Source organism: Janthinobacterium sp. PC23-8, from assembly GCF_002250505.1.
In the GTDB taxonomy this organism is placed as follows: Bacteria; Pseudomonadota; Gammaproteobacteria; order Burkholderiales; family Burkholderiaceae_D; genus Janthinobacterium.
The window spans coordinates 46,806-57,655 of sequence record NZ_NJGY01000003.1; the positions used below are offsets into that span (position 1 = coordinate 46,806).

The 10,850-nt window shown below is 62.3% G+C and carries 8 protein-coding genes and 2 tRNA genes; 7 read left to right on the top strand and 3 right to left on the bottom strand.

All coding sequences use genetic code 11. From position 1 onward, the window contains the following. Positions 1-69 precede the first annotated feature (69 nt). Positions 70-549: a GNAT family N-acetyltransferase gene (locus CD932_RS19790; protein WP_094444545.1), complete on the bottom strand. Its 480-nt coding sequence runs from the start codon at positions 547-549 to the stop codon at positions 70-72. 9 nt (positions 550-558) lie between these two features. Further along, a complete protein-coding gene (metG, locus tag CD932_RS19795; protein ID WP_094444546.1) occupies positions 559-2,739 on the bottom strand; it encodes a methionine--tRNA ligase in 2,181 nt (726 codons plus the stop codon). Positions 2,740-2,909: 170 nt separating this feature from the next. Between metG and apbC the strand changes: the two genes are divergently transcribed. The 3 genes from apbC to CD932_RS29465 all read left to right on the top strand — a co-directional run bounded on the left by apbC (position 2,910) and on the right by CD932_RS29465 (position 6,698). Then, positions 2,910-4,010 (top strand): iron-sulfur cluster carrier protein ApbC, encoded by a 1,101-nt coding sequence (gene apbC, locus CD932_RS19800; protein ID WP_094444547.1) that lies wholly within the window; start codon positions 2,910-2,912, stop codon positions 4,008-4,010. Positions 4,011-4,157: 147 nt separating this feature from the next. Beyond that, positions 4,158-6,329, top strand: a complete 2,172-nt coding sequence (locus tag CD932_RS19805; RefSeq protein WP_094444548.1) for a TonB-dependent siderophore receptor — start codon at positions 4,158-4,160, stop codon at positions 6,327-6,329. Positions 6,330-6,428: 99 nt separating this feature from the next. Next, positions 6,429-6,698, top strand: a complete 270-nt coding sequence (locus tag CD932_RS29465) for a hypothetical protein (protein ID WP_254926687.1) — start codon at positions 6,429-6,431, stop codon at positions 6,696-6,698. Positions 6,699-6,767: 69 nt separating this feature from the next. On the opposite strand, the gene lysA is transcribed toward CD932_RS29465, so the two are convergent. Further along, entirely contained in the window at positions 6,768-8,015 is a 1,248-nt protein-coding gene (gene lysA / locus CD932_RS19815) for a diaminopimelate decarboxylase (RefSeq protein WP_094444550.1), read from the bottom strand. A 102-nt stretch (positions 8,016-8,117) separates the two neighbouring features. Here lysA and CD932_RS19820 point away from each other — a divergent pair, with 102 nt between their 5' ends. From CD932_RS19820 to CD932_RS19835, 4 genes are all read left to right on the top strand, one after another. Next, complete coding sequence (locus CD932_RS19820) at positions 8,118-9,029, top strand: LysR family transcriptional regulator (protein WP_094444551.1); 912 nt, start codon at positions 8,118-8,120, stop codon at positions 9,027-9,029. A gap of 79 nt (positions 9,030-9,108) precedes the next feature. Next, positions 9,109-10,515, top strand: coding sequence for a glutamate--tRNA ligase (gltX, locus tag CD932_RS19825; RefSeq protein ID WP_094445270.1), 1,407 nt, complete (start codon positions 9,109-9,111; stop codon positions 10,513-10,515). A 125-nt stretch (positions 10,516-10,640) separates the two neighbouring features. Beyond that, positions 10,641-10,716: transfer RNA gene (locus CD932_RS19830), tRNA-Ala, on the top strand. A 64-nt stretch (positions 10,717-10,780) separates the two neighbouring features. Then, positions 10,781-10,850: transfer RNA gene (locus CD932_RS19835), tRNA-Glu, on the top strand.

Consider the following 10,850-nt stretch of genomic DNA (forward strand, 5'->3'; position numbering starts at 1 on the left):
CCGCATTTTACCGCGCCGGGCGGCGTGGTGGGACATTCTGGCGGCTGGCTTGATGGGATTTTCTAAAAATCAATAACGCAGCATGCGCCGCATGACCGAAGGGGCGGGCTCCGCCGGGTTGGCGTGCGAATATTCGAGCTCTTCGGCCAGTTCGAAACCGAAGGCGGCATAAAAATCGATCAGCTTGCCCTGGTCCAGGCGCACGGCCAGCCGCAACTCCTCGGCCTGGCACGACAGCGCATGGTGGATCACGGCTTCGAGCAAGTGCTGCGAGCAGTGGTTGCCGCGCCAGGCCGGCAAGATGCCCATGCGCGAAATTTCCCAGATGGCCGGTTCGCTGTCGAGCGCCATGAAGCGCAGCGAACCGGCCGGCATGTCGTCAATCAGCAAGATGAAGCCGCCACCGCTGCGCAAGGCGCGCGCCACCTGCTCGGGTGTTTCTCGGTGGCCGCTGGACGAGGCGGCCACCTTGCCGGCCCAGGCCGCGCGGGTCAGTCCGGCGATCAGGGCGGCATCGTCATCGCCCGCTTCACGCACCACGATATTCATGGGGGCGCCTTAACGGATGCGCATGCCAGGTTCGGCACCCGGCCACGGGTTCAGGATATAGATACCCGGATTGGCCTTTTCATCGGCGCCCGACGCTGCCATCACCATGCCTTCGGACACGCCGAACTTCATCTTGCGCGGCGCCAGGTTGGCCACCAGCACGGTCAGCTTGCCGATCAGCTCTTCCGGCTGGTAGGCCGAACGGATGCCCGAAAACACGTTGCGCAGGCGGCCTTCGCCGGCGTCCAGGGTCAGCCGCAGCAGCTTGTCGGAGCCGTCGACCAGTTCGCAGTTGACGATTTTCGCGATGCGCAGGTCGACCTTCAGGAAGTCGTCGATCTTGATTTCCGGCGCCAGTTCCTCGATGGCGGACGCCGGCGTGATGGCGACCAGGGCGGCTGCGGCTGGAGCAGCACCGTTGACAGCATCGTTGGCGGCATCGGCTGCGGGAGCGGCCACGACCGCTTGCGGCGCGTCGAACAGCGCTTCGATCATCTTCGCATCCATGCGCGTCATCAAGTGGCTGTAGGCGCCGATGGTGCGGCCCAGCATGCTGTGCGAGACGGCGTCGCCAAACACCTGCGTGTCGGCCCAGGAAAATGCGCCATCGTTAAGAAAACTTGCCACGTTCTTCGCCACGCCCGGCAATACCGGCGACAGCAAGATCGTCAGCTGGCGGAACAGGATCAGCGCGGTGGTGCAGACATCGTGCAATTCGGCCGTCTTTTCCGCATCCTTGGCCAGTATCCACGGCTTGTTTTCGTCGACATACTGGTTGGTGATGTCGGCAATTTCCATGATCTCGCGCAGGGCCTTGCCGAACTCGCGGTTTTCGAAATGCTGGGCGATGCCGGCCTGGCGCTCGACGACGACGCCGTTGACGTCCTGCGTCAGCGCGCGGTTGATCCAGGTTTGCGCGCCCTCGGACAAGCCTGGCGCCAGCTTGCCGTCGAAGCGCTTGGCGATAAAGCCGGCGCAGCGGCTGGCGATATTGACGTACTTGCCGATCAGGTCGCTGTTGACGCGGGCGACAAAATCCTCGCCGTTGAAGTCCAGGTCTTCCACTTTCGAATTCAGTTTGAACGCGATGTAGTAGCGCAACCATTCCGGGTTCATGCCCAGGTCCAGGTAGCGCAGCGGCGAAATGCCGGTGCCGCGCGACTTCGACATTTTTTCGTTGTTGACCGTCAGGAAGCCGTGCACATTGACTTTCAGTTTGTCGATCACCGGGTGATCGGCAAATTTGAGCATGGCGGGCCAGAACAGCAGGTGGAAGGAGACGATGTCCTTGCCGATAAAGTGGATCTGTTCGGTGCCCGGGTCGTTCAAAAAGGCGTCGAAATCGATGCCTTTCTTGTCGCAATAGTTTTTCAGGCTGGCCAGGTAGCCGACCGGCGCGTCCATCCACACATAGAAGAACTTGCCCGGCGCATCGGGAATCGGGATGCCGAAGTAGGGCGCGTCGCGCGAGATATCCCAGTCGGCCAGTTTTTCACCGGCTTCGCCCAGCCACTCGCTGACCTTGTTGACCATTTCCGGCTGCAGGCGGCCAGGCGTGTTGAGCCAATCCTTGAGGAATTGAAAGCAGCGCGGGTCCGACAATTTGAAGAAATACTGTTCCGACGGCTTCATCACCGGCGTGGCGTTGGTAAACACCGAGAATGGGTTGACCAAGTCGGTTGGCTGGTAGGCCGCGCCGCACACTTCGCAGTTGTCGCCATATTGGTTTTTGGCGCCGCATTTCGGGCATTCGCCCTTGATGTTGCGGTCGGCCAGGAACATGCCCTTGACCGGGTCGAAGAAGCGGTCGACGGTCTTGGTGACGATCAGGCCGGTATCGCGCAGCTTGCGGTACAGCGACTGCGACAGCTCGACGTTTTCCGGCGAGTCGGTCGAATACCAGTTGTCAAAGGCGATATGAAAGCCGTCCAGGTACTGGGCGCGGCCGGCGGCGATATTGGCGACGAATTGCTGCGGCGTGATGCCTTCCTTTTCGGCGGCGATCATGATCGGCGTGCCGTGCGTATCGTCGGCGCCGACAAAGTGCACCTCACGGCCGGCGTCGCCATCGCGTTGCATTCGCTGAAAACGTACCCAGATATCGGCCTGGATATATTCCATGATGTGGCCAATGTGAAAAGCGGCGTTTGCGTAAGGCAGGGCAGTGGTGACGAACAGCTTGCGAGTCATGATTGATGCACTTTTGGGATGGATAAACAAGCATTTTAACAGCGGAAACGCAATATGAGCAGATGCCGGGCAGTTGCAACCGCGCCATGTGGTGCATTTGTCTTTGCATGGGCGTCGCTACCGGGCCGCGCATTTGCGCTAAACTGCGGGCATCACACACGGAGAATCACATGAGCATCACAGCAGAAGACGTCAAGGCAGCCCTGGCGCAAGTTATTGATCCCAATACCCATAAAGATTTCGTTTCCAGCAAAACCGTCAGGAATCTGAAGGTCGACCAGGGTGACGCAGGTGCGGACATCTCGCTCGATATCGAGCTGGGCTACCCGGCCAAAAGCCAGATCGACCTGATCCGCACGTCCGTGCTGGCCGCGCTGCGCGTGCTGCCCGGCGTGGGCAATGTCAGCGTCGGCGTGTCGTCGAAAATCATCTCGCACACGGTGCAGCGCGGCTTGAAACCGATGAGCAATGTGAAGAACATCATTGCGGTCGCTTCCGGCAAGGGCGGCGTGGGCAAGTCGACCACCGCCGTCAACCTGGCGCTGGCGCTGGCGGCCGAAGGCGCTTCGGTCGGCATGCTCGACGCCGATATCTATGGTCCGTCGCAGCCGATGATGCTGGGCATTAGCGGCCAGCCCAAGACGCTGGACGGCAAGAGCATGGAGCCGATGGAAAACCACGGCCTGCAAGTGTCGTCGATCGGCTTCATGATCGACCCGGACGAGCCGATGGTGTGGCGCGGCCCGATGGTCACGCAAGCGTTGCAGCAACTGCTGGACCAGACCAACTGGCGCGACCTCGATTACCTGATCGTCGACATGCCGCCAGGCACCGGGGACATCCAGTTGACGCTGTCGCAAAAAGTGCCGGTCACCGGCGCCGTGATCGTCACCACGCCGCAGGATATCGCGCTGCTCGACGCGCGCAAGGGCCTGAAAATGTTCGAAAAAGTCGGCATTCCCATCCTCGGCGTGGTGGAAAACATGAGCACCCATATCTGCTCGAACTGCGGCCATGCCGAAGAAATCTTCGGCGCCGGCGGCGGCGCCAAAATGTGCGCGGACTTCGGCGTGGAGTTTCTCGGCGCCTTGCCTTTGACCATGGCGATCCGCCAGCAGACCGATTCGGGCACGCCGACCGTGGTGGCCGAGCCGGACGGCCCGGTGGCTGCGATCTACAAGCAGATCGCGCGTACCATCGCCATCAAGGTGGCGGAAAAAGCCAAGGACATGACGAATAAATTCCCGAGCATCGTCATTAAAAACGATTGATGTGTCGAACCCAAAAAATGCCGCGCCAGCAAGCGCGGCATTTTTTTTTGCCTGATAAAAAAATAAACCAGACAAGATCACCATGGCATCTTTACCTGGATTTACATATAATAATAAGAATCATTCGCAACTAAGTAAAGATGCTCCATGCCCTTCCTGCCTGCACCCCGTCCCATCGCCTTTGCCGCCCGCCTGTTATGCCTGACCATTTCCTCTACCTTGCTGTGCCAGCCGGCACTGGCCGCTGACAGCGCCGCGCTCGATGCAAGCGCCGCTGCCGATGCAAGCGCCGGCGCCATCCAGACCGTGCACGTGGCCAGTACGCGCGACGAGAACTCGGGCTTTGGCGCCACGCGCGCCGGCGCCAGCACCACCAAGTCCGACCTGTCGCTGTTCGAGACGGCGCAATCGATCTCGGTGCTGACGCGCGACCTGCTCGATTCGCGCCAGGTCACCACCCTCAACGAAGCGATCCAGAATGCGGCCGGCGTGTCGTCGGGCACCTGGGGCAAGCGCGGCTGGGATGACTTTTCCATCCGCGGCCAGCGCGCTTCGGAATCGATCTATGTCGATGGCTTGAAGCTCAACCAGTCCAACTATGTGGCGCAGGAAGTGTTCGGCGTCGAGTCGATCGACATCCTCAAGGGCCCGGCCTCGATCAACTTCGGCCTGGTGCAGCCGGGCGGCATGGTCAATATGGTCAGCAAGCGCCCGCGCGCCGAGAGCTTCAACCAGGCCGGCTTTGCCGTCGGCAGTTATCGCTACAAGCAGGCCACGTTCGACCTGGGCCGGCCTTTGAACGACAGCGGCAAGGCGGCTTTCCGCCTCGACGGCCTGTGGTCCGATACCGGCGACCAGACCGACCTGGTGTGGTTCAAGAACCACTACCTGGCGCCCTCGCTGTCGCTGGACCTGGGCCCAAGCACCGACTTCACCATCCTCGGCTCCTACACCCGCCGCCAATACCTGCGCACCCAGGGCGCGCCCGTGAAGGGCACGTTGCTGCCGAACCGCAATGGCCCGCTCAAGCGCGATCAATTCTACGGCGAACCCGGTTTCGGCCCGTATGACTCCTCGCAAAAGCAGCTTGGCTACAGCCTGGTGCACAGGTTCGGGAACGGCTGGAAAGTGGCGCAAAACTTCCGCTGGCAGACCATGTCGATGGATGGCCGCTTCGTGTCGATGTCCGCCTTGTCCGCCAACGAGCTGCTGCAAGGCCGCTCGGCCCAGCTGCAGGATGTCAATGGCCACAACCGCGCCCTGGACACCAATGCCTCGCGCACGTTTGCCTTTGGCGGCATGGAACACAATGTGATGGCGGGCCTGGACCTCAATCACGACCGTGTGCACTACGGCAACCAGGTATGCCGCATCGTCGCGCTCAATGTGCTCAACCCGGTCTACAACACGGCCGTCGTCTGTCCGCCCGCCAGCCGCCTGACCGATACCACCGTGTCGTCGACCGGCCTGTACCTGCGCGACCAGATCAAACTGAACGAGCAATGGCGATTGAACCTGGCGGCGCGCCACGACCGCGCGCGCAACCGCGAGCTCAATGAACTGACCGGCATCAGGCAGCGCCAGGACACGTCGTCGAACACCGGCAATGTGGCGCTGTCGTATGTGCTCACGCCCAACATCATTCCCTACGTCAGTTACGCAACGTCGTTTTTGCCCGTCAGCGGCAGCGACTTTTTTGGCGCGCAGTTCAAGCCCGAGGAAGGGCGCCAGGCGGAAGTGGGCAGCAAGTTCCAGTTCGCCGGTGGCCGCATCAACGGCGCCATGGCCGTCTATGACCTGACGCGCACCAACGTCACCACGGCCGATCCGGATCCGGCCCATCTCGCCATCCTGTCGAGCGCCCAGGTGCAGACGGGCGAGCAGCGCACGCGCGGCTTCGAGGCCGAGCTCAGTGCGGACCTGCGCAATGGCTGGAGCGTGCAGGGCGCGCTGACCGTGATGGACGCGCGCGTGACCGAGGATAATGGCGGCACGGTGGGCCGTCGCCTGCTCAACACGCCGCGCCAGAGCGCCAATGTGTGGGCCAATTACCGCTTCCGCGGCGGCGTGATGGATGGCTGGACGGCGGGCCTGGGCGCGCGCTACGAAGCGCAAAAGACCGGACCATCGGTCGATTACACGGTGCCTGGCTACACCGTGCTTGATACCAGCCTGGCCTACCAGGGGCGCGGTTACCGGGTCAGCCTGAACGTGAAAAACCTGTTCGACAAGCAGTATTACGCGGGCGTGCTGAACGCCAACGTGCTGCCGCTGGGCGACCCGCGGGTGGCGATCGTGAAGGCGGTGTTTGACTTTTAAGCAAGGCTGAACGAGCATGGCAGCAGACTCACAGTCATGCTCCTGTCATTGTGCATGGGTATGCTGCCGCGCACATCAACCAGCCATCGATACTTTTTCATGACACCCGCCATTTCCTCTACGCGCAAGATGGTGCCGACTCTGCTGGCCGCCGCTGTTTCCGTTTATGCCGCGCCTGTACCGCAACAGCCTGTGGCGCCACCGAAGCTGGTGGTGGTGCTGGTGGTCGACGGCCCGCGCTGGATCAGGCCGGGCGCCTATGGCCAGTATGCGCAGGTGGTCGACATCGCGCCGACCCTGGCCCACTTGCTGCGCGTGCGCCAGCCGTCGGCGTCGGCAGGGCGGGTGTTGACGCAGGTGCTGCGGTAATCACGGCAACCAGTCCATCGGCAACACGGTCAAAATCGCCACCCGCACAAGAGCGCCTGGCCCGAGGCCTTACACCGCTTCGAGCGCGATCAGTTCGGCCACCGTCTGGCGGCGGCGGATCACCCTTGACGCTGCACCGTCGACCAGGTATTCGGTCGCATGCGGACGGCTATTGTAGTTCGACGACATCGACGCGCCATACGCGCCGGCGCCTTCGAATACCACGTAGTCGCCCACTTGCGCGGCGGGAAGCAAGCGGGTTTCCACCACGCCGCCATCGCGCTGGGTAAACACGTCGCCCGATTCGCACAGCGGGCCGCCGACCACGGTGGCGCGCTGGGCGTTTGCTGCGTCCAGTGTGCGGCCGTCATGGGCGATCACCGTCATCGCATGGTAGCTGCCGTACATGGCGGGGCGCATCAGCTCATTGAAGCCGGTGTCGAGCAACGTAAAATGGTTGCCGCCCATTTGTTTGGTGGCGCGCACTTCGGCCACCAGCAGGCCGGCGTCGGCCACCAGGAAGCGGCCCGGTTCGATCTCCAGGTGCACCGGGTGGCCCAGATGTGCTTCGATCTGCTTGCGCGCCGCGTCCCACAGCTGGAAATAATGGTCGGTGTCGACCGGCTGCTCGCCATCGCGGTAAGGCACGGACAGGCCGCCGCCGGTGGATATGGCCTCGATATCGTGGCCCATGTTTTTCACCAGATCAACCATGGTGCCGCAGACAGTTTCCAGGTGGCTGTAATCGACGCCGGAGCCGATATGCATGTGCAGGCCGACCAGGTGCAGGCCATGCGCGCGGATCACCGCCAGCGCTTCGGGCAGCTCCTCATGCCAGATGCCGTGCTTGCTGTTCTCGCCACCCGTATTGGTCTTGTTGCTGTGGCCGTGGCCATAGCCGGGGTTGATGCGCAGCCAGACGCGGTGGCCGGGCGATACAGGGCCCAGCTGGCGCAGCATATCGACCGAGCCGCAATTGACTTCGATTTTTGCCTCCACCACGCGCGCCAGCGTGGCGCGGTCGAACAGGTCGCAGGTAAAGACCACGCCGGCCGCGCCATGGGTAGGCGCCGGCGTGTAGCCGGCCTTGAGCGCGCGCTCGATCTCGCCCAGCGAGACGGCGTCCACGTGCACGCCCGCTTCGCGCATCAGGGTCAACAGATGGATATTCGAGTTGGCCTTTTGCGCAAAGCGCACGGTGTCGAACTGCGCCAGCTGCTTGACGCGCGCGCGGATGGTGGCCGCGTCGTAGACCCACAGTGGCGTGCCATGCTGCTGGGCGAGTTGGGCGAGGGTCTGGTCGTTGACGGGTTTCATCGTGCGCTTTCGTATGAGGGAAGAATGACATCATCATCGCGCTTTTTGATCCAGACATAAAATATCCATTTGAGGCTACCTTATTCATTTATGATATGGGGTATGTCCATCTCCCTGCGCCATATCGAAGTCTTCCGCGCCATCATGACTACCGGCAGTGTGACGGCCGCCGCCGCCATGCTCAACACCTCGCAGCCCACCGTCAGCCGCGAACTGGCGCGCCTGGAATACCTGACCGGCTTGATCCTGTTCGAGCGCGAGCGGGGCCGGCTGCGCCCGACGGCCCAGGCCTTGCAGCTGTTCGAGGAAGTGCAGCGCGCCTATTTTGGCTTGGAGCGCATCGTCAGCACGGCCACTGCGCTGCGCCAGTTTGACCAGGGCCAGCTGTCGATCGCCTGCCTGCCGGTGTTTTCACAATCCTTGCTGCCGCAGGCCTGCAAGTGCTTCGTCGCCGATTTTCCGAACGTGAGCATCAGCATCACGCCGCAGGAGTCGCCGCTGCTTGAAGAATGGCTGTCGGCCCAGCGTCACGACTTCGGCCTGACGGAGGTGGATCATGCGCCACCGGGCACGGTGCTGGCCAATCTGATGTCGGTCGATGAAGTGTGCGTGCTGCCCGACGGCCATGCGCTGGCCAGCAAAGCCTCGCTGGCGCCGCAGGACTTTGCAGGGCTGCCCTTTATCAGCCTGGCGGCGGTAGACCCATACCGCCAGCAGATCGACGCCATCTTTGCCCAAGTCGGCGTGGAGCGGCGCATGGCGCTCGACACCCACAGCGCCGCGTCGGTATGCGCCATGGTGCGCGAAGGCGTCGGCCTGGCCATCGTCAACCCCTTGACGGCGCTGGACTTTGCAGGGCAGGGCCTGCAGATTCGCCGCTTTGCCGTCTCGCTGCCGTTCACCGTCAATATCGTCAAGCCGCTGCACCGGCCCCTGTCGCAACTGGTGGCGCTATTCGAGCGGGCGCTGCATGCGCAGGCGGATCAGGTGAAAAGACGATTGATGACGTTGTAATACGCAAGTAATACGCAAGTGGAGCAGCGGCGCCCCAGGGAGTAAAATGGCGTTTTACTTATTTGGCCTGATGACTTCGATGACCACCACCGCTACTCCCGTCCGCACCCGTTTCGCTCCCAGCCCGACCGGCTACCTGCACCTGGGCGGCGCCCGCACCGCTTTATACAGCTGGGCCTACGCCCGCCACTTCGGCGGCACCTTCGTGCTGCGCATCGAAGACACGGACCTCGAGCGCTCCACGCCGCAAGCCGTGCAGGCGATTATCGAAGGCATGAAGTGGCTGGGCCTGGACCACGACGAAGGCCCGTTCTACCAGATGGCCCGCATGGACCGTTACCGCGAAGTGGTGGCGCAGATGCTGCTTGATGGTACGGCGTACCACTGCTACTCGTCGCCGGAAGAAGTCGAAGCGATGCGCGAGCGTATGCGCGCCGCCGGCGAAAAGCCGCGCTACGACGGCACCTGGCGCCCGGAGCCGGGCAAGACCCTGCCGGCCATCCCCCTCGATCGCAAGCCCGTGGTGCGCTTCAAGAATCCGCTCGATGGCGACGTGACCTGGGACGACGTGGTCAAGGGCACCATCACGATTTCGAACCGCGAACTCGATGACCTGGTGATCGCGCGCCCGGACGGCACGCCGACCTATAATTTCTGCGTCGCCGTCGACGACTGGGACATGCAAATCACCCACGTCATCCGCGGCGACGACCATGTCAACAACACCCCGCGCCAGATCAATATCCTGCGCGCCATCGGCGCGCCGCTGCCGCTGTACGGCCACCTGCCGATGATCCTGGGTGCGGACGGCGAGAAGCTGTCCAAGCGCCATGGTGCCGTCAGCGTGATGGATTACCCGGCGCAGGGCTTCCTGCCCGAAGCGATGCTGAACTACCTGGCGCGCCTGGGCTGGAGCCATGGCGACGATGAAGTATTCTCGACCGCGCAGTTCTGCGAGTGGTTCAACCTGAACCACCTGTCCAAGTCGGCCGCGCAGTTCAACAATGAAAAGCTGGCCTGGCTGAACAACCATTACATCAAGCAGGCCGATAACGCCCGTCTGGCCGACCTGGCCCGCGCGCAAATGGCGGCGGCCGGCGCCGTGTTCGAAGGCGCGCCCGAGCTGGCGCTGGTGCTGGGCATGATGAAAGAGCGCGCCAATACCGTCAATGAACTCGCAAGCGCCTCGATGCTGTTCTTCCGCGAGCCGCAGCCAGAGGCAGCGCTGGTCGCGCAGCACATCACCGACGCCATCAAGCCGGTGCTGGCGCAGTTTGCCGAGCGCATCGCGACGGTGGAGTGGAGCAAGGAATCTGTTGCCGCCATGATCAAGGAAGTGCTGGCCGCCAACACCATCAAGATGCCGATGCTGGCCATGCCTTTGCGCTTGATTCTGACGGGCCAGTTGCAGACGCCGGCCATCGACCAGGTGGTGGTGGTATTTGGCCGCGAGACCGTGCTGGCGCGCCTGGCAAAGTGGCTGTAATCGCCGCCGCCATAGAAACGTGAAATGACGGTGCGGAAATCGTCTCCTGTGAAAACTTCGTCATGGGTGAAAAAGGGTATTTGCAGAGTGAAACTTCTTTGCTATACTCTTGTTTCTGCACCAACGGGGGTATAGCTCAGCTGGGAGAGCGCTTGCATGGCATGCAAGAGGTCAGCGGTTCGATCCCGCTTACCTCCACCAGCAGCAAAACAGTGTCAGGTTTTGTTTGTCGTTGAAGTGGTGCAGTAGTTGTAGAAGTTCCGAGGTCCCCATCGTCTAGAGGCCTAGGACATCACCCTTTCACGGTGAGTACAGGGGTTCGAATCCCCTTGGGG

What these genes read in the sequence shown, in the direction of transcription:
- CD932_RS19790 (WP_094444545.1), bottom strand. Translation starts at nt 549, where the DNA reads ATGAATATCGTGGTGCGTGAAGCGGGCGATGACGATGCCGCCCTGATC.
- metG (WP_094444546.1), bottom strand. Translation starts at nt 2,739, where the DNA reads ATGACTCGCAAGCTGTTCGTCACCACTGCCCTGCCTTACGCAAACGCC.
- apbC (WP_094444547.1), top strand. Translation starts at nt 2,910, where the DNA reads ATGAGCATCACAGCAGAAGACGTCAAGGCAGCCCTGGCGCAAGTTATT.
- CD932_RS19805 (WP_094444548.1), top strand. Translation starts at nt 4,158, where the DNA reads ATGCCCTTCCTGCCTGCACCCCGTCCCATCGCCTTTGCCGCCCGCCTG.
- CD932_RS29465 (WP_254926687.1), top strand. Translation starts at nt 6,429, where the DNA reads ATGACACCCGCCATTTCCTCTACGCGCAAGATGGTGCCGACTCTGCTG.
- lysA (WP_094444550.1), bottom strand. Translation starts at nt 8,015, where the DNA reads ATGAAACCCGTCAACGACCAGACCCTCGCCCAACTCGCCCAGCAGCAT.
- CD932_RS19820 (WP_094444551.1), top strand. Translation starts at nt 8,118, where the DNA reads ATGTCCATCTCCCTGCGCCATATCGAAGTCTTCCGCGCCATCATGACT.
- gltX (WP_094445270.1), top strand. Translation starts at nt 9,109, where the DNA reads ATGACCACCACCGCTACTCCCGTCCGCACCCGTTTCGCTCCCAGCCCG.